The organism is Wolbachia endosymbiont (group B) of Schoenobius gigantella (genome assembly GCF_964031005.1).
GTDB lineage: Bacteria > Pseudomonadota > Alphaproteobacteria > Rickettsiales > Anaplasmataceae > Wolbachia > Wolbachia pipientis.
The window spans coordinates 735,410-754,454 of the sequence record NZ_OZ035002.1; the positions used below are offsets into that span (position 1 = coordinate 735,410).

The window sequence follows — 19,045 nt, forward strand, 5'->3', positions numbered from 1 at the left end:
GACATTTTCAATGGTGCCTAAGTGCCCGTATGCAAGCATGGTCTTGGAAGGAACGGTCAAATCATTGATGGAGTCATTTAGACTACCTCGGTTAGGAGATTGTACTATCAACCGTTCCAAGCTGAAGCGTTTCCCTGTAACAAATTATATGTAGGAGTTACCATGAAAAAAGCAAAAAGTAAATTAGAAATAGTGAATCCTAATGCAGCAGGAATAGACATTGGTTCAGCTGTACACTATGTGTGTGTACCTGAAGGAGGAGATGAACAACGCGTTCAGAAATTTGGCTGCTTTACTGAAGACCTTCATAACTTAGCACAGTGGTTGAAAAAGTGTAAAGTTACAACAGTAGCTATGGAATCAACAGGAGTATACTGGATTCCTTTATTTCAAATACTTGAGTCATATAAATTCGAGGTAAGATTGGTAAATGCACGGCATGTAAAGAATGTACCTGGTAGGAAGTCTGACGTTTAAGATTGCCAATGGCTCCAACAACTGCATAGCTACGGACTGCTTCATGGATCGTTTAGGCCAGATAATCAGATGTGTGTATTGCGCAGTTACGTGCGGCAGCGCAGAAATCTCACTGAAAGTGCATCTACACATATTCTACGTATGCAGAAGGCATTAATTCAAATGAATATACAATTACACAAGGTTATTAGTCATATTACTGGGATAACTGGTATGAAAATCATTGAAGCTATAATTGAAGGCGAAAGAGATTCTGAAAAATTAGCAGAATTCAGGGACGTGCGAATGAAAAATGATCAGTCTACTATTGCAAAAGCGTTAGCTGGTGACTATAGAGAAGAACACTTATTCACGCTAAAGCAAGAATTTGAACTATATAATATTTATCAAGAAAAAATAGCAGAATGTGATAGAAATATTGAAGCCTATTATAAAACGTTTGAAACAAAGTCTTGTGAAAGCAAACAGCTAAGTAAGCAAAAGAATAAAAATAGCAAAAGTAAGCCAAGCTTTGCTTTGTATGAGGAACTGCAACGAATCACTGGTATGGATTTCACTAAAATTCCTGGATTTGATGTATTAAGTATACAAACCATAATTTCAGAAGTTGGTATAAACCACAGTAAATGGCCAACAGAAAAGCACTTTTCGTCGTGGTTGGGACTCAGTCCTGCTAATAAAGTTACAGGGGAAAAAGTGTTTAATACAAGAACACGTAAAGTCATTAACCGTGCTGCAAATGCTTTGCGAATAGCTGCTCATTCTGTAGGAAAGAGTAAAAGTGCGTTGGGTGCATACTACAGAAGATTGAAAAAACGACTAGGAGCACCAAAAGCAATAACAGCTACTGCAAGAAAAATGGCATGCATATTTTATAGTATGCTCAAATACGGACAGGAATATGTAGAAAAAGGAATGGAATACTATGAAACACGCTATAAAGATAGAATTGTAAAAAATTTGATCAAAAAAGCGAGCGAATTTGGCTACATATTAGTTCAACAAGAAGAGTTAGTTGAGTGAGTTTCTTAGGAGAGAATATTAAGCGATTATTAGAAGATTGTTTTGCCCATTTAGGAGAAGTGGCTTTATATAAATCAAAGGATAAGTCATATATGGTACAGGTGTTAAAGCAAGAGCCAGATAAATTATACGAGATTGGTGAAGGGCAATTTGTAGGAGAAACTTTAGTGTTGGAAATAAGTGCGTTTGATGTACTGCAGCCAATTGTAGGGGATATTTTTGTTATAGGTGACCGTAAATATAAAGTATATTCTCCACCGCTGCAAGATAATTCAGGAATGGTATGGAAAATTCGAGCGTCAGGAGTATAAATGCGTATTAACACCGGTAGTATTATACAAAGTATAGATGCTGAAAGGAAAAAAGTGGAAAAAGTGACGGTGAGTGCATTAAACAAAACAGCAATATGGCTAAAATCAAAAGCAGCTAAGGAAATTAGTGAGGAAAAGAGAATAAAATTAAGTTTGATAAGAAAGAGATTAAGAATTTTTAAAGCAAAAACAAGCAGATTAGAAGTGTTAATTAGAGCAAATCTCTACGACATTAGAGCATCGACAATTGGCAAAATACAAAAAACAAGAAGAGGATCGAAAGTAGGAAAGCATGAGTTTATAGGAGGATTTGCAGCAGTTATGCCAAAAGGAAACAGCGGTATTTTTAAACGTGAAGGAAGGGCAGCATTGCCAATAAAGGAAGTTAAGTTGCCACTAGAACCTGAGGCTTCAAGGATAATAGGGAATCTTGTTAATTATGAGGTTGAGGAAGTGTTTGAAAAGTTCTTTGAACGTGATATTACAAGAAATATATGAATTTTAAAGATTTGCATAACGCAATCTGCACTACGCTGAAGAAAGAAATACCAGCAATTCAAACTTGTGAAATTTATCCATCGATAAGGAAAGAATTATTAGCGCCAGCGTTATTTGTAGAGCTTGTGAGTTTAGAATCGGGAAAAGATCCAGGAACAGAAGAATTAGCATTGAAAGCCAGGTTTGAAGCGAGGATTGTCGTTGATGGAACAGTCGAGGATTCCTCGGTAGTTGTTAGAACACTAGCTGCTGAGGTTGCGAGAGTAGTAAATAAGAATACTTGGAATATGAAAAATATTTCACCAGGTGAATTTATATCTGCAGAAATTGACGGATTTAGGCCAGAATTGGATGCTTATCTTGTGTGGCTAGTTGAATGGTTTCATGAGGTACACGTGGGTAAATCAGTATGGTCAACTGGCATAATGCCACATGTTATTGAGATAGGTGAAGTGCATGTTAGATCATAGTTTTGCAATTTCAGAGCTAAATAGAAAATTAGCGAATATTATCCGTATTGGATTGGTGAAAGAAGTAGATTATGAAAAAGCAAAAGTAAGAGTTAAGATAGGAGAATTTTTAACAGATTGGTTGCCATGGATAACAAGCAAAGCAGGAAAAGATAGAGATTGGTTTCCTCCAGATATTGATGAGCAAGTTATGATATTTTCTCCTCTTGGTGAATTATCGTTAGGAGTGGTGTTAGGAGGGATATACCAGGAAAAATACCCTGCACCAGAGAATAAAAAAGAAATAAATAGTATAAAATTTCAGGATGGGACGAAGTTTACATATGATAAAGGAAAGCATCATTTAGAGATTGAAGTAGTAGATAAAATAACACTGAAGGCTGGGGAATCAAGTATAGAGATGACAAAGGGCGAAATAAGCCTAAAAGCAAAAAGAATAAATCTAAATTAAACGGAAAAGGAATGAATAAATCAGTTGTGCGGTTAGGGGATTATTGTATAGAAACAACACCGCATTTTTGCATTAGTGGGAGTAATAATGTTTTTGTAAATGGTAAGCCAGTTTGCCGGAAAAGAGATAATTTTACAGAAGGTAGAGTATTAACTGAAGGATCAAAAACAGTATTTGCAAATGGTCTTAGTGTAGGAAGAGTTGGGGATTCAGTATCTTGTGGTTTCAAGGTAATAAGTGGAAGTAATAATGTTTTTTCAGGATAAAAATAAACCATCTGTTATACTTACCAAAAGTAAGGTTATGAACATGGATATAACTACTAGTCTATTAGGAGACATTAGTAATTTAATAGATAGAGCAAAGAATCATCTTTCTGTTCAATTCAACTCTACTCTAGTATTGTTAAACTGGGAAATTGGCTCCAGAATTGATCAAGATATCCTAAAGCACAAACGTGCAGATTATGGGAAGCAAATCATCTCTCAACTTGCAAAAGAACTTCAGATTAAATATGGACGTGGATTTGATAGAGCGTCATTATTTCGTATGGTACAATTTTCAAAATTCTTTCCTGATCAAGAGATTGTCGCGACACTGTCACAACAATTAAGTTGGTCACATTTTGTAGAAATTATTGCAATTTCTGATGAGCTGAAGCGTAATTATTATATAGAAATGTGTCGTATTGAAAGGTGGAGTGTTAGGGCACTACGTAGTAAAATCGATACTATGTTGTATGAACGTACAGCACTAGCAAAAAAACCTGAAGATTTCATAAGAAGGAGTATAAAAAATTTACGTGAAGAAAATATGTTAGCACCAGAATTCATTTTTCATGACCCATACTTCCTTAGCTTCATGGAATTGCCATCAATTTATAGTGAGACTGATCTAGAAAATACAATCTTGGATGAATTGACAAAATTTTTACAAGAGTTTGGAAATGATTTTTGTTTTGTAACACGTCAAAAAAGGATGAGTACTAAAACAACTGACAGGTATTTGGACCTGCTATTTTTTCACAGAGGATTAAAACGCCTTATAGCAATAGAACTAAAAATAGGTCGCTTTGAACCAGCTTATAAAGGACAGATGGAATGGTATTTAAATTGGTTAGATAAAAATGAACGAAAAGCAGGTGAAGAAAAACCGTTAGGGATTATTTTATGTGCTGATAAGGATCAAGAGGATATAGAATATCTTGAACTCGAAGGCTCTAATATTCATGTTGCACAGTATTTAACACAGCTTCCTTCTAAAGAAATTCTTGAAAAGAAGTTGAGAAAGGCTATTTCTATAGCACGTGAAAAACATGCAAGTATTAAGTCAAATCTATGAAAAATATATGAGAGGAATGGATGCTAAAACAGGCAAAGTGTTAGAAGGTTTGGAACACTTAAAACAATCAATAATTGATATATTAACCACCCCTATTAACAGTAGGATAATGAGAAGGGATTATGGGTCAAGATTATTTGAATTAGTAGATAAGCCAATAAATAGAGATTTAACACTTGAGATATATGCAGCAACTGCAGAAGCTTTGGAAAAATGGGAAAAGAGATTTAAGTTAGAAAAAGTAAAAGTTGAAGGAGTAAAAGAAGGGAGAGTAACATTGAATTTAGAAGGTGTCTATCTTTCAGAAGGTAAGTTCATAAATATTAATGGAGTAATTGTTTAAAAATGCAGCAGCCAAATATTATCGAACCACTGAACTTTGAGGAAATATTTTCCAAAATGAAGGAAGAGCTAGTCAGTAGAGATGGAAACTTTTCAGCATTAGTAGAATCCGATCCAGCAATGAAAGTTCTGGAGGTAGCAGCATGGCGAGAACTTCTGCTCAGAGAAAGAATAAATGAGGCAGTAAAAAGTAATGTACTGAAGTTTGCAATGGGAGAAGATCTTGATAATTTAGCTGAGTTTTATGGTGTAGAAAGGGAAAAAGGGGAAGATGATGAACGATTTAGAAAAAGAATTAAAGCAAAGATAGTAGGTTGGAGCACATGTGGGAGCAAGGAGTATTATAGGTATCACGCACTGTCAGCAGATAGAAGAGTAAAAGATGCATTAGTAGAATCACCTATACCAGGGAAAGTACAAATTTCAATCTTATCAACACAATTATCCACAACTGGCATAGTGTCAGAAGAGCTACTTGAAATTGTAAAAAAGCAAGTTACTAGAGATGATATAAGGGTTTTAACAGATGCAGTAACAGTGACTAGTTGCAATATTATGGAAATAGATATTCACAGCAGAATGAGTATAAGTCCTATAATATCAAAGGAGGAAATCAAGAAGCAGTTTATTGAGAGGTTTGAATTAGCAAAAAGATTAGGGTGGAGTGTAACAAGATCGTGGATAATAGCGAATCTATTTGTAGATGGTGTAGAAAATGTGGAATTAATAGAGCCAAAAGAGGACGTTGTAGTACTAGGAAATGAGTGCGCTGCATTAAGAAAGTTAAAGGTTGAGTAATGTTATTGCCACCAAATGCAACAAACCAGGAGAAAGCGCTAGTAGATGCAATAGATTATAAGGTTGATCCAAGCTGTATCAGAGGGTTTAAGTTTAGTCTTAAAGATGAAATACTACCGTGGATAATAGAAGAATATGGTTTAGAAGAAATACTGCGTTGGATAAAAGATAGAAGAAAAGCTGTAGTAGAAGGAGTAAAATTTCAAAGACTGAGAGGAACTCCAGCATCACTAAAAATAGCATTAAAATGGGCAAATATAGAAGATATTACAATTATCGAGGAGCCACCCGGTAAACACTTTTTTGAGTTGCAAGTAGGGATAAAAGAGGTACCAAATGACTTCTTCGTAGATGCAGTAGTAGAGCTGGCAAAACTATCACTGCCTGTAAGATCCAGATTGATGAGGATTTTTAACGATTATTATAATGTGCAGAGATTTATATTGGATGAGAGTTTATTTGGAGATCTTCTTTCTGATTATTCAGGGGTAAAAATAGAAAAAGATGGACCAGTGTTATCATTTGGAAGAGTAAATTTTTTCAGGTCTAGTGGTCCAGTTATTAGGATTATAGAAAACTATCTACGCGATCATTATGAACGAGCTTTAAGCAATGATATATATCGCCTAGATGTAGCAATCCTTGGAGAAACCGAGCCTCACACAAGGGATTATAAAGGCATCTATGAAAGAGATCATTTGTGGTACAACTTAAAAGCGCTATATCCGCTACCACAGAGCTTATTACCGGCAATTAAGTTTGCGAAAGCGCAAGTTATATTATCGGACGGTTGGAACTTAGGAGAAACAAATGCGTGCTTTCCGGTTGGTAGCATAGAAGAAGAAGGAAATAAATTTGTATTGGGAAACGATAAACTTTCAGGGCAACGTTGGAATTTAAAACACAAGCCAATTTTAGAAAGATTTAGCGTTACTCACAACTATAAAGTAGAGAATTATACAGATCAGAAGGTCAGAAAATATGTTTTAGCAGAACACAACGTTTACTATAAAAACGATTTAGATTCAGAGCAAAAAGACTCAATACACGAATTAGAAAATTACATTTTAGTATTTTACCCGGGAGTACTGAAGTGGCATGAACATCGACATTTGCACAGAAGTTGGAAAGATAGTCGAATAATATCTCTAATAAGTTAAGTACTTATATTTAGATCCTCATATATTATATTAATAATAGGTTAAAGTGTATGAAAGAAAAAGAAAAGGACTTGCTTTCTCATGCTAAAATAGACATAACTTGAATAGCAGCAGGTAAATATAAGAAATTTATCTGGCGCTGGAAAAGCTAATTTTGTGAGGTATGAAATGAGTTTTAGCAAGAGTAAATTTTTTAAAGAAGTATCAAGTAACGGGTTTAAAAACATTAATAAAAGAAATAAAGAAGGAGAGACGATATTACACCAAGCAGTAGAAATCTCGAATTACAAAACAGTAAGGTTATTAATAAAAAAAGGGGCAGAGGTAAATGCAAGAGATAAAAATGGTTATACACCACTACACTGTGCAGTATTTGCAAAAAGCTTAGAAAATGTAAAAGTGCTGCTAAGGGAAGGAGCAGAAGTAAATGCCACTCAATATGTCAGTGGATGTACGTCATTGCACTCTGCATGCAAAATAGGAGGAGCAGGAGTTGAAATAATAAAAGAGCTAGTAAAAGCGGGAGCTGAAGTTAATCAACTGAATAAATATGGTGCAACACCAATGTATTACATCTGGGAAAGTGAAAAGTATTCTCTGTGTGATAGCAAAGAAAGTGAAAAGGCAAGCAAATTTTTGAGAGAAAAAGGAGGAGTAATAAAAAATAGAGAACTGACATGCTATGGAATAGAGAGGCTAGTGGGAGAAATAGCAGATATGTTGGATAGGAGCTATTTACCTGAGTTCAAAATAATAGAGATAGAAGAAATAAGGAAGAAAGATAAGTCACTAATAAAGGAAGAATGTAAAAATTTAGCAAGCAAGATAATCAGCCAAGTGAATGAAATGATAGATGAGGTGGTAAAAAGGAATGCTTAAAAGAGGGATTTAAATTTAAAGAAAAAGGAGGTGGATTATGTTAAAGCTTGGTAAGAAAGAGAAATCTCTATTAGAGAACTCAGGTAAAAATATTTATACAAGAGACAAGAAGGAAAGAACAGCTCTGAATTATGCAATAGACGCAAAAACAGTGGAGTTATTAGTTGAAAAAGGAGCGAATGTGAATGCTAAAGATGTAGAAGGATATACAGCACTGCACCTAGCGGTAACGGAGAAACGTCTAGAAATAGTTAGAGAATTGATAAAATCAGGAGCGAATGTAAATGCGGAAGAATATGGAAATAAATGCACACCGCTGCACCTTGCATGTATGGTAGGTGAAAAAGAAATAGTGGAGGAGCTAGTGAAAGCTGGAGGAGAAATAGAGCAAGCGGATAAATTTGGAATGACAGCGATGGATTATGCGAAAAACAGTAAAGAAGTAACTGAAGTGTTGAAGAAAGAAATAGACAGAATTGAAAAGTTATTTATGAAAGGCTAAAAATATGGAGGAAGAAATAGAAAAGAAAGTAATGAATTTGGAGAAAAAAGCGTTGGTAGAGTTGAGAAGAATATGGAAGAAGGTACATGGAGAAGAAGCGCCCAGATACTCAAAGAAATACCTGATACCAAGATTAGCTTATAGAATGCAGGAAAAAGCGTACGGGGAAATGTCAAGAAAAGGAATCAAAAGACTAGAATACTTGGCAGATCGGCTAGAGAAGGGAAAGAGAATAAGTAGTGACAAACTTCCGGTAGCAGGAACAGAGCTAATATTAGAAAGAGGGGAAGAGACGCATGCGGTAATGGTAACAGATAAGGGTTTAATCTACAGAGAAGAATTTTATACGTCATTGTCAGCAGTAGCCGGAAAAATAATGGGAATGAGTTACAATGGACCGCTCCTATTTGGTTTGCGTGATCAAAAGGGAAGTTGAAAATGCTGAAAGAGGTAAGATGCGCGATATATACGAGAAAATCAAATGAGGATGGACTAGAGCAGAAGTTTAACAGCTTGGATGCGCAGCGAATAGCATGTGAAAAATACATAAAGAGCAAAGAAGGCTGGGTAGCATTGGCCAAAAGGTACGATGATGGTGGATATTCAGGGAAAAATTTAGAAAGACCAGCAATAAAGGAATTATTTGAAGATGTTAAAGGAGGAGAGATAGACTGTGTAGTAGTATATACACTAGACAGGTTATCAAGAGAAACAAAAGATAGCATCGAAGTAACATCATTTTTTAGAAGGCATAGAGTAAATTTTGTAGCAGTAACACAAATATTTGACAATAATACGCCAATGGGAAAATTCGTACAAACGGTATTATCAGGTGCAGCACAACTAGAAAGAGAAATGATCGTAGAAAGGGTAAAAAATAAAATAGCAACATCAAAAGAACAAGGTCTATGGATGGGTGGAACTTTACCGCTAGGGTATGATGTAAAAGATAAAGAATTAGTAATAAATGAAAAAGAAGCAAAGACAGTGAAGCATATATTTGAAAGATATGTGGAGCTGAAGTCAATGGCAGAGTTGGCAAGGGAGTTAAATAGAGAAGGATACCGGACGAAAGGAAAATCGGATATCTTCAAAAAGGCAACGGTGAGGAGAATAATAACAAATCCAATATATACGGGAAAAATCAGACATTATGAGAAAGAGTATGAGGGAAAGCATGAAGCAATAATAGAAGAAGAAAAATGGCAAAAAGCACAGGAATTAATAAGGAATCAACCATATAGAAAGGCGAAATACGAGGAAGCGCTACTAAAGGGAATAATTAAGTGCAAGAGCTGTGATGTAAATATGACGCTAACATACTCAAAAAAGAAGAATAAAAGGTATCGATACTATATATGTAATAATCACTTAAGGGGAAAGAATTGTGAATCAATAAACAGAACTATAGTAGCAGGAGAAGTGGAAAAAGAAGTGATGAGGAAAACAGAGCAGCTATATGAAAATTTGGAAAAAAAAGTAGAAGAGTGGAAAAATTTAAGTTTTGGGAAACAGAAAGAAGTAGTGAAAAAGTTAATAGTAAAAATAATGGTGAGAGAAGATGGAATAGAAGTGGGTTCGGAGGATAAGGTGGAATTTGTGCCAATGAACTTAAAGAAGAAAGGAAACAAATGCACAGTAATAGAGCCAGAAGGGAAAACAAACAATGCGCTACTGAAAGCAGTGGTAAGAGCCCACCTATGGAAACGGCAACTAGAAGAAGGGAAATATGCAAGTGTAGGAGAACTGAGTACCAAAATTAATATAGGTACAAGACGTATACAGCAGATTTTAAGGTTGAATTATTTAGCACCGAAGATTAAGGAAGACATAATAAATGGGAGACAGCCAAGAAGCTTGAAGTTAGCTGAATTGAGGGAAATACCAATGCTTTGGAGTGAGCAGCTGGAGAAGTTTTATGAGTTGGTATCTTAAAAATTACACAATTAATACTTTGCTAATACAAATTGGCTATACAAAAGGTAAAAGAGAAAAGTAATATGAGAATACTAAAAAAAGCTAATAAAGCAAATATAACCTATGAATTGGCAAGAGAAGAAGGTAAGTTAACAGGTAAAGATAAAGAAAAGCTTTTTGAGTTGTTAAAAAAATAGGAAATGGTAAAAGTATTAGTAAAGAAATTAGTAAACCTGATTGTAATACACGAAAGTTCCTACTAGTAACAGTAATTGATACATATGGAGGTAGAACTGACAGATTCACACTATTACATTACGCTAAATTTTGCAAGAATGAGCGAGCCACGAGAGATATTTTAGAAGAAGCTAAAGAACATGAGCTTTCTGAGGAGGTTAATAATGAGAAAATAGTCTCACACTACTTAGGGAGTCATGGAAAACTAATACATACATATAGTGCTGTTGAAGATGGTGTAGTAAGGGTAAAAGATCTTAAGGATTGGAATAATAAGAAAGAGATGAACCCAAATGTGATAACTGACACTTCAGACGTACCAAGTGATATCACATCATTGAAAAGTGACGAAGAAGGAGAAAACTCATTAATAGAAACTATTATGGAAGGATCAGTGGCTTGTAATGTTTCAGAAGATATTGAAGAAGTTTCGGATAGGTATAAAGAAAAATTTTATGGAGAACAGCAAGAAGAAACCACAGAAACTGGCGCTCAGCCGTGCAAGAAGATTAATAATGGTGAAGATTATGAAAGGAATGAAGAAAATCAAGGTAATTTCGCCAGCTCAGGAATAAAGGTGGTAAAGGGACCACATAATTTCAAAGGTCTTTCTTCTAACTTTTATGTTAACGATAAATCTTGCAAAATTGCAGATAAAGAATCATCAACAAAAACGATTCAACAAAGAGCTATTCTGGTTGGTGTCGTTGGGGTAGCGCTACTGGTAAGTGGTGTTATATCACATATTATGAAAATGCATACTATAGGAGCAGTTGGAGTGATTGCTGGATTGGCATGCATAAGCTTTGGGTTATATAGTACCCTAGAACCGAGTGCAAAGCTAAAAAACGTAGAAGAGCTCTTCCAATCCAACGCAAGAGAACATTCCTAAAAAACACAGATATTAAAATAATTTCCTAAGAAATACTTCTAATTTACTAACCAAGTATTAAGCCGGCTGCTATTTTCCTCAAGGTGATCCATCAACTTATCTGGCTCAAAAACCTTGTAGATATAAGAATTTTTGACGCTTTTTTCATTAGGCATAAACTATAATCAGTATCATAAAATAAAGTGTATACTTCATTACTTTCATAAATATCGTTTATGTTACTATAAAAACCAAATGAATGATCTAACTCAAAACTAAAGGTCTTTATGATAGTTTCTGCAAATTTATAAAGACTGCTTTCAATTCCATCTCACGGTAGATTTTTTTGTCTAGAGAAACTTTAAATAAGTATACTTTCTTTTTCTTATCCACTTAATTTACCTTTAACTTACATTAAATTAACCAATAGCAAAAAAACAACACAAGTCAAACATAACCTTACCCACATATCTTACCCTATTCAGACTATTACGAGAAATGCTATACTTTAGAAAAAGCTTAACTGAACTTTCATTCGTTCTGACAACACATACTTACTTTTTAATGACCGATGATATGGTCGTTACTGGAAATAGGCGTTCTTAGGTCTTGAAGATGACTGTTTACTTTCGGCAAATCGTCTAAATCATGCTCTATTTTTTGTGTTTCCATCTCAAATTTAAATCCCAATCTTTCACAGAATTTTTGAAAATATTCTCTAATAATAGAGAGCAAGTTTCTATCTCCCTCTTTATAATTTTTTAATTCCTTGGGAACAGTGAGTGATAATTTACCGTCTTTATAGGTTACACCATCTTTTCCATCTTGAGACTCAAGTGTAAATTCCAGTGAGGTGGATAGACCACATATTTTTTCCCCTGGATTATCAAATTTGGTTACAGGTATTTCCATATCAGACTTTACTCTTATGTTATTATGGCCAGTGTAATCAATATTCATTACTTTGTCAGGGTCTTGCGTTGTTAATCGATAATTGCTAAGTGCAGAGTAATATTCAATAAATATACCTGCTAAGTATCCTGCTTGATTACAATTAGTAACTAGTTCTTCTAAGATAGGGTCACTCGGAACTTCTGCTTCAGCATATTTAAACATTTCCTTAAAAACTTCTTTTACAAATGGTCGGTAGTTCTTATTCTCATCTCCTACTTTGAGTAATAGATGCATATGCTCTCTTCCAGCATTGTAAAATCTCTCAAAATCCCTACCGTACGAATTGGTTTTCTGATAATCAGGAATTTCAGGATTTTCACAATGACTTTCCCACAATTCACTTAACGCGTTATGTGCAAGTTCCTTTTCAAGATCCTTTAGGAGTTAATCAACAAAAGCCCTACCATGATCTGTATCTATTTCTCTTTGTTTTTTTCTTGCGGTTTCAGTACTATATATATCATAACTATTAAAAAGGTTGCTTTTGCAATATTTAGCTCCTTCCATTAACGCAGAGGTTAAAACTGTATCTATAATCTTTCCATTAATAACAAAGTTCATTCTTGGAAGATCGAAATACATTGTTTCACCAGAGTGTGCTGATTTATTGCTCTCGCCAGCCTTTAATTTACTAAAGCTAAATTCTTTAATTTTAACCTTCAATGTAACTATTGGATTTGCTTCTGTCATAGTCCGTACTTATTAAAGCCCCTAAACTTGATTATAACATAAGAACTATTAATAGATTATTAACAACATCTAAACGCAACAAAGGCCTTACACCATCTATACAACAAATACGCAAAGACAATAGAACTTTATTATATTCTATCTATAATGATTCAAAATAGCAAGCCTCAAACTAGAAGCCTGCTACCACTTACTGGTTACTTTACATCAATCTTCTTGATGTGTTTCTCTGACTTAGGTATGGTTACATGTAATACTCCATCTGAAAAACTAGCAGATACTTTATCTCGCTCTACATTTACTGGAAGCTGAATAGACCTATAGAAAGAGCCATAGTACCTTTCTCGATGATAAACTGCTTATCTTTTGACTCGTTATCACATGTCTTTTCACCCTTCACTATTAAGCTATCGCCAGATATACTAATATCTATGCTTTCTTTGGAAATACCTGGTAACTCTAATGAGAGGCAATAGCTTTCCTTTGTTTCATAAAAGTCACAAGCTGGCAATAGACTGTTGCTTCTTCTGGAAAGCTCTGGATTCCATCCTGTAAAGAAGCTATCAAATATGTCATCAACGGCTCTTTGTAACCCTCTTACACTAAAGTTATCACGGTTATTGTTTTTATTTGAATGAACTATATTACTCATGTTGTACCTCCTTTTACTAATATGTGCATTACTTAATCATTCCACTTGTTAGTTTCAATACCTTATACCTAAATTTTGCATTAGTGATAAAAAAAGCTAGAGGAAGAATGGACTATGGCTTTGTCGAATTGGACTTTGAATACTTGATATCTTCTTTCCAGATAGATTGAAAACGAAGTTGTATAAAAAATGCTGCTTTGAATGGTTATTTCTGAAATATTTGAGCCTGATTTTTAAATTCCCCTTTCATTTACTAACTGATTGCAATAAGCTTCTTTTATAAAGCTAAATGGAAGATATGATTTTTCTATTGTACAATCTGACTGTTTCATAGTCTCAGCTAACTCTTTAGAAACGTTACTGTTTCTTTTAAAATAACCATCTTCTATGGCTGTTAAAACATTTTTTCCTCCTAAAAGACAGTTCTCTCCCAAACTTGATTTATCCTCCAACTTACTAAAACGTGCTATGCTTTTTTCATTGCCGAGCTTTACTTCTATCTTATTATTATCTCTCTCACTAGGAGATAAATGAACACTGACCTTCCCAAAGTAAGTAGTAAAAGACATTTCAATTCCACTCCCCGAAATGTCGGTGTAATTCCTCATTCCTTCTTTATTTTCAACTCTAATTATACTTTCTCCAACTTGAAGTACACCAATTTCTAGATTTAAATTTTTAGCTTTTTCATTGTTGAATATTCTTGCAACTTCGACAACACTATCTTTTGGGTATTTTATACAAAAGTGCCGATTGTCTATCTCTAACTCAAAATTATGATTATCAGTTTGTACACTCACGTCTACGATACTTTCGTACACCAAATTTTTAAGTTCTAAAAGTATTTTTTCTCGTTGATCTAAAGTGTCTCTATCTGAGCAAATTACGTTCACGAAATCGCCATGTTCTTCATCGCTAAATCTATTCAAAGACGCACCCCTTGATACTATTTGCAATATCTTTTTCTCATCTAAAAATTCATAAATTCGGGTAGTATCGTAAGAAAAATATAGCTTTTGCAATGTATCAATTATGCGATCCATTAAAGACATATTAGCTTTATATGGAAAAGTGAACATTACCCTTTGTTCCAGCGCCTCGCTTATAACTTTATCAAATCTTTTATTGCACTCTTTATAATCTTCTTCACTACCATAGTTACCAAAAACATCCAATTCATCATGAATCTTATCTATTTTCTGCCAAATACTTTCATACTTTTCTCTTTCTCTTCCATTTAACTTTACTTTTGCTAAGGAAAAAGAATCTTTTCCACGCATTATGTTTGCATTGTAGAATAGTTGACTGTAACGCTTACCAATACTTTCATCATAATCAAGGCAAGGGCTAACATTGTCGTTACTGTCACTAGTTGATTCCTGATCATTGCTACTTTCATCGTCATCTTTATTCCATACTTCAATATCGTAATCAGTGTTTTCAAGGTTTTTGCCTTCACTTGTTCGATAATCTTGATTGTTTTCTACTTTTTCGTACAGCCAGGTTGATTTTTGATCATCGCTACTTTCATCTTCATTCCATACTCCAATGTCGTAGTTAGTATTTTTAGGTTTTTTATCTTCACCTGTTTGATAATCTTCTGCTTCTCTATATAGCCATATTGATTCCTGGTCATCATTATCATTGATACACCTCATTTCCACTTCTGTTGTAGACTGTGAGGTCTTACTATTTCTTTTCTTACGTTCTCTTTGTTTAATTCATCTGCAAGAGACACTTCATTACTAATATAGAAGTTTTTCTGTTTTAAACTCTCATTTTCATTCTGCAATGAACTAAATTCTGCAAACAGTTCTTTACGCTCTGATAAATAAACATAGAGCTGGCCTATTACATCATTAAGTTCCTTATCTTTTTCTAATATCTGGTTTTCATAATTACTCTTCAAATCCTCTATACTGTCTACCAGCGCTACACTTTCTTTTCTTAGCCTACTTGAGTTAGATTCAACCAAATTTAACCTTTGCTGTAACTCTTCATTTTTTTTGTCTATCAACTGTATTTCATTCTTCATATCTTCTAATTTGCTGTCCAAGTTCCTTATTATGTCATTTTTATTCTTCACGTCCAGTAATACTCTTTCTATTTCTTGGTTTAGCTGTTCAATTTCTTGGCCATTTTTAGTTAATTCTCTTGTTTTTCTTTGTAATTGAGCTTCAAGCCCTTTAATTTTCTTTTCTAGGATCTGATTTTTCTTGCTGAGCTTACTTACTTCTTGATCATACTCTTCTGCTATCCCTTTATAGCATTCCAAGAGCTTTGCATTTTTCTTGAGATCAAAGTTTTCTTGTTGCAGCCTTTCTATTTCACCATCTGAATTATCTATTACTTGGTTACCCTCATTACTAATCTCAAATATCTCTTCAGAAGTAATCGTAAAATCTTTAAATACGCAAGGCAAAGTAGTGTCTTCAAGGTTATTACTATCAAATGAGTTATATTGTACTACCTGCCTTGAACTAGGCATACTTATACCTTTCTGTTAACACAGGCATGTAATGCATTATATTTACTATAAACGCAACTGATTTAAACATAATTTATTTACTAATTCATATTGTGAATTTTTATAAAATAGGTTTATATGCAAAATATTATAATAACGTTAAAGCACATAGCTAATAACGTTATTAGTACAGTAAATTAAAGGGCCTTTTTGCCTATAATTGAAGAGTTTAAGCAAATTTATAATATACCTCATTTATCTTCTAATAACGAAAATTTGTATCAAAACAGACAAGACCATAAGTATGGAATTCAAAGAGGAATGAATCAGTTAAATCAAGAATAGATGTTGTGTTATAGTAGTGATTATGCTAATTATTGGGTCGTTTGGTTAAAAGGTAATTGTGAAAAGAGGTAAGAATTTGACTGAAGATAAAAAATTAGCATCTGATATTCTAAAAGAGGTTGCAGATACTGGTACTACTAACAGTGATAAAGTGACGTTGTTTGACATAAAAACAGCTTTACAAGAACGTGGTTTTGGTATTTTAATAATCATCTTCTCCTTGCCGCTATCGGTACCCATACCGGTTCCACCTGGTTATACAACTATTCTTTCTATACCTTTAATCTTGTTTTCATTACAACTTCTCCTTGGGTTTCATTCTCCCTGGATGCCACGTTGGTTGGAAAGGAAATCCTTTAAACGTTCAACATTAGCCCTTGTGGTTAAAAAAACTTTGCCTGCATTAAAAAAAATAGAAAAGTTCATGAAACCGAGAATGTCTTTTATCTTCTGCGGGCCAGGTGAAAAGATTTTGGCATTTATAATGCTAGTTTGCACATTGGTGATAGCCAATCCGTTTCCATTAACTCACTTCATTCCAGCAATCGGTACAACTCTTATTTCACTTGGTATTATGAATAAGGACGGGCTTGTCTCGATACTTGGAGTGTTGGTATCCTTGTGTGGAATATTATTTGCTCTTATTGTAATAGTAAAAGGTCCACAGCTTATAATTAGTACATTTTCTTTTCTCAAGAGTTTTGCATACGGTTAATCTTGAGCTATTAGTAAATTAGATATTCTATAGAAATGCCATGGCAACCAGTGTGGAAGCAAATTCTTTTGTTTACTGTTTGTGTCTCAAAAGCATAAAAAAGTACGTACGGTTGTGAGAACAATTTTAACAAGGGCGGCGTTGTAAAAGTAAAAGATTGGAATTTGTACAACAAAGTTAGGCAAAACAGTTCATATGTAGATTTAGCGAAAGTTAGCCAATATAAATGGTTTTAGCGCATAGTAGAGTTACCATATTAAAAAGTTCGAACGTATCACATGGTAGACCATTCCATCCCAAAACAAACTCTTCTCTCACTAGCTGGTTTTTGTTGTTAAAAATGGCTGCAATATTTAAGTTATTAGTGATATATATTATTAAGTTAATGATAGTTTATTTTAGAATAATAATTAAGGTAGACTTATAAAAAACAGAACTTAAAAGTGAACAAAAGACCTTATATAAGCCTATTAAGAGCCTTTTACTGAAAACCACTTTAGGTTAGAAAATTTTTCTAAAATAGTGATTGACAGGTTACAAAGGTGGAGTATGATGTTGAAATTAGTATAGAGTTTATAAATTATTATAGCTCTGTATCTTACGTATGGTTTTGTTTGTGAGGTAAGAATTATGGACTTAGACGATCTAACTAAAGTAGCTTTCTCTATTATTAAAGATGATGATCCTTATAAAGAATCTAAACAACTTCAATTGAAAAATTGGGGGCGGGGATATTTGGAGACTATTAATACCGGAAACCTTCCTTTTTTCCTTGACATATTGTCAGATGAAGAATGTTGGGAAAAAACCGATACAATACATGGTATCAAACTCAATAGAAGAGTAGTAGCTAAAAAGATGATAGAAGCAAAAAGTTCTAAGAGTATAAGTAATCCACTAGATGACTTTGATCGTTACCAGGTTGCATGTTGGTGTTGCTTAGAAGAAGACATAATCTCTATATTTGAACATTTTAAACGGGAAGATGAAATAAATGAGGGAGATTCAGATGCATTAAAAAAATTAGTTAAATCAGTAAGTGGAAGTTGGTGTACAGATGCAATGATGCAGTTTTGGTCGCATTTCATTAGTGGATACATTTCAGAGTTAGATCTAAAAGGTCAGCATCCTTATGTCTTTGGTTTACATCGTGCAGCAATAAGTTCGAGGAGAAAACGTATAGAAGCAGTAGAGTTCTTTTGGGATAAGATTAAATCATTGCCTGAAAGTGAGTTAAGTGCTCAGGAAAAAGATGAAGTTTTCATGAGAATTGCAGTACATGCAGCAGGTGATAGTGGCTATCCTGATGTATTCGAGTTTTGTTTCAGTCAGATAAGTCCTGATAGATATTCAGAGTTTTTGAAGAGAGATTTGGAGAAAAATGGTTATTATGGATCTTTAGGTAGAATGTTGGAAATGTCTAACTTTGATCAATTTCAAAAGTTATTCGACTGCTTAAAGCCAAGTGATGTGGTGGTGGGTCGTTATTATTGTACCTGGTTAAGAAATATAAAAATTGGAAGTTGTTCTGGGCAGTATTTAAATGTAGGTGTGAAGCTTTTGATGCATATGTTGATGAAAGATGGGCTTGATAGTCATCGTACCTCAGCATTAAATGAGGAGATGATGAACAATTCTACCTTTCAAGGAAGCTTGTTAGTACCCTTGGTTGAAAAAGGCTGTATGGAATCATTATGGATAATATTAGATAAAGCTAATTCTAGTCAAATCAAGGAATTTATGTCTTCTAGAAAAGCAAATTATATACGTTCTCTTTTAGAGCAAAGAGGTGATAATTCATTAAATAAATTTTTAGCCTATGGTAAGTCTGCTGATGAAGAACTTAATCCAAGAAAAATACCTGACCCAAGTGGTGATTTAGCTGAGGTAGAGATTAGTAAACAATCTTATGTGGGGTTAGGTGATCATTAAAATATTATATGTC

18 protein-coding genes and 3 pseudogenes are annotated in these 19,045 nt (G+C 34.0%); 17 read left to right on the forward strand and 4 right to left on the reverse strand.

What is annotated here, in order from left to right; all coding sequences use genetic code 11:
- The first annotated feature begins 162 nt into the window (after positions 1-162).
- The 15 genes and pseudogenes from ACQH2O_RS03445 (at position 163) to ACQH2O_RS03515 (ending at position 11,298) form a co-directional block, all read left to right on the forward strand.
- Positions 163-1,500, forward strand: a pseudogene (locus tag ACQH2O_RS03445) (IS110 family transposase).
- Positions 1,497-1,811, forward strand: coding sequence for a head-tail joining protein (locus ACQH2O_RS03450; RefSeq protein ID WP_047759657.1), 315 nt, complete (start codon positions 1,497-1,499; stop codon positions 1,809-1,811). The pseudogene ACQH2O_RS03445 and the gene ACQH2O_RS03450 overlap by 4 nt, the downstream one beginning before the upstream one ends.
- Positions 1,812-2,309 carry a phage tail protein gene (locus ACQH2O_RS03455; protein ID WP_141456764.1) on the forward strand — a complete coding sequence of 166 codons (498 nt, stop codon included), beginning with the start codon at positions 1,812-1,814 and terminating at the stop codon, positions 2,307-2,309.
- A complete protein-coding gene (locus tag ACQH2O_RS03460) occupies positions 2,306-2,779 on the forward strand; it encodes a hypothetical protein (RefSeq protein ID WP_141456765.1) in 474 nt (157 codons plus the stop codon). Before ACQH2O_RS03455 ends, ACQH2O_RS03460 begins: the two co-directional genes overlap by 4 nt.
- Positions 2,766-3,230 (forward strand): phage baseplate assembly protein V, encoded by a 465-nt coding sequence (locus tag ACQH2O_RS03465; RefSeq protein WP_141456766.1) that lies wholly within the window; start codon positions 2,766-2,768, stop codon positions 3,228-3,230. Before ACQH2O_RS03460 ends, ACQH2O_RS03465 begins: the two co-directional genes overlap by 14 nt.
- 11 nt (positions 3,231-3,241) lie before the next feature.
- The gene (locus tag ACQH2O_RS03470) at positions 3,242-3,496 is read left to right on the forward strand and encodes a PAAR domain-containing protein (protein WP_141456767.1); all 255 of its coding nucleotides are present in this window, start codon (positions 3,242-3,244) and stop codon (positions 3,494-3,496) included.
- On the forward strand, positions 3,480-4,571 hold the full coding sequence (locus ACQH2O_RS03475) for a PDDEXK nuclease domain-containing protein (protein ID WP_167482794.1): 1,092 nt from the start codon (positions 3,480-3,482) through the stop codon (positions 4,569-4,571). Before ACQH2O_RS03470 ends, ACQH2O_RS03475 begins: the two co-directional genes overlap by 17 nt.
- Before the next feature lie 7 nt (positions 4,572-4,578).
- Positions 4,579-4,914, forward strand: coding sequence for a GPW/gp25 family protein (locus ACQH2O_RS03480; protein ID WP_141457318.1), 336 nt, complete (start codon positions 4,579-4,581; stop codon positions 4,912-4,914).
- Positions 4,915-4,916: 2 nt separating this feature from the next.
- A complete protein-coding gene (locus tag ACQH2O_RS03485; protein WP_425385332.1) occupies positions 4,917-5,711 on the forward strand; it encodes a baseplate assembly protein in 795 nt (264 codons plus the stop codon).
- Positions 5,711-6,871 (forward strand): phage tail protein, encoded by a 1,161-nt coding sequence (locus ACQH2O_RS03490; RefSeq protein WP_425385333.1) that lies wholly within the window; start codon positions 5,711-5,713, stop codon positions 6,869-6,871. Before ACQH2O_RS03485 ends, ACQH2O_RS03490 begins: the two co-directional genes overlap by 1 nt.
- A 168-nt stretch (positions 6,872-7,039) precedes the next feature.
- A complete protein-coding gene (locus tag ACQH2O_RS03495; protein WP_425385334.1) occupies positions 7,040-7,750 on the forward strand; it encodes an ankyrin repeat domain-containing protein in 711 nt (236 codons plus the stop codon).
- A 37-nt stretch (positions 7,751-7,787) separates the two neighbouring features.
- Entirely contained in the window at positions 7,788-8,252 is a 465-nt protein-coding gene (locus ACQH2O_RS03500; RefSeq protein WP_425385335.1) for an ankyrin repeat domain-containing protein, read from the forward strand.
- 4 nt (positions 8,253-8,256) lie between these two features.
- Entirely contained in the window at positions 8,257-8,688 is a 432-nt protein-coding gene (locus ACQH2O_RS03505; protein ID WP_425385336.1) for a DUF2924 domain-containing protein, read from the forward strand.
- Between the two features lie 2 nt (positions 8,689-8,690).
- Complete coding sequence (locus ACQH2O_RS03510) at positions 8,691-10,187, forward strand: recombinase family protein (RefSeq protein WP_425385337.1); 1,497 nt, start codon at positions 8,691-8,693, stop codon at positions 10,185-10,187.
- A gap of 502 nt (positions 10,188-10,689) precedes the next feature.
- Complete coding sequence (locus tag ACQH2O_RS03515; protein WP_425385338.1) at positions 10,690-11,298, forward strand: hypothetical protein; 609 nt, start codon at positions 10,690-10,692, stop codon at positions 11,296-11,298.
- 540 nt (positions 11,299-11,838) lie between these two features.
- Here the strand turns inward: ACQH2O_RS03515 and ACQH2O_RS03520 are convergent.
- The 4 genes and pseudogenes from ACQH2O_RS03520 to ACQH2O_RS03535 form a co-directional block, all read right to left on the reverse strand.
- Positions 11,839-12,921: pseudogene (locus ACQH2O_RS03520) on the reverse strand (hypothetical protein).
- Positions 12,922-13,118: 197 nt separating this feature from the next.
- Positions 13,119-13,573 (reverse strand): annotated as a pseudogene (locus ACQH2O_RS03525) (Hsp20/alpha crystallin family protein).
- A 233-nt stretch (positions 13,574-13,806) separates the two neighbouring features.
- The gene (locus ACQH2O_RS03530) at positions 13,807-15,231 is read right to left on the reverse strand and encodes a hypothetical protein (protein WP_425385339.1); all 1,425 of its coding nucleotides are present in this window, start codon (positions 15,229-15,231) and stop codon (positions 13,807-13,809) included.
- Positions 15,228-16,061 (reverse strand): hypothetical protein, encoded by an 834-nt coding sequence (locus tag ACQH2O_RS03535; RefSeq protein WP_425385340.1) that lies wholly within the window; start codon positions 16,059-16,061, stop codon positions 15,228-15,230. The genes ACQH2O_RS03530 and ACQH2O_RS03535 overlap by 4 nt, the downstream gene beginning before the upstream one ends.
- 382 nt (positions 16,062-16,443) lie before the next feature.
- On the opposite strand from ACQH2O_RS03535, the gene ACQH2O_RS03540 reads away from it, so the two are divergent.
- Entirely contained in the window at positions 16,444-17,100 is a 657-nt protein-coding gene (locus tag ACQH2O_RS03540) for an exopolysaccharide biosynthesis protein (protein ID WP_425385341.1), read from the forward strand.
- A gap of 630 nt (positions 17,101-17,730) precedes the next feature.
- Positions 17,731-19,032 (forward strand): hypothetical protein, encoded by a 1,302-nt coding sequence (locus tag ACQH2O_RS03545; RefSeq protein ID WP_425385342.1) that lies wholly within the window; start codon positions 17,731-17,733, stop codon positions 19,030-19,032.
- The last annotated feature ends 13 nt before the right edge of the window (positions 19,033-19,045 follow it).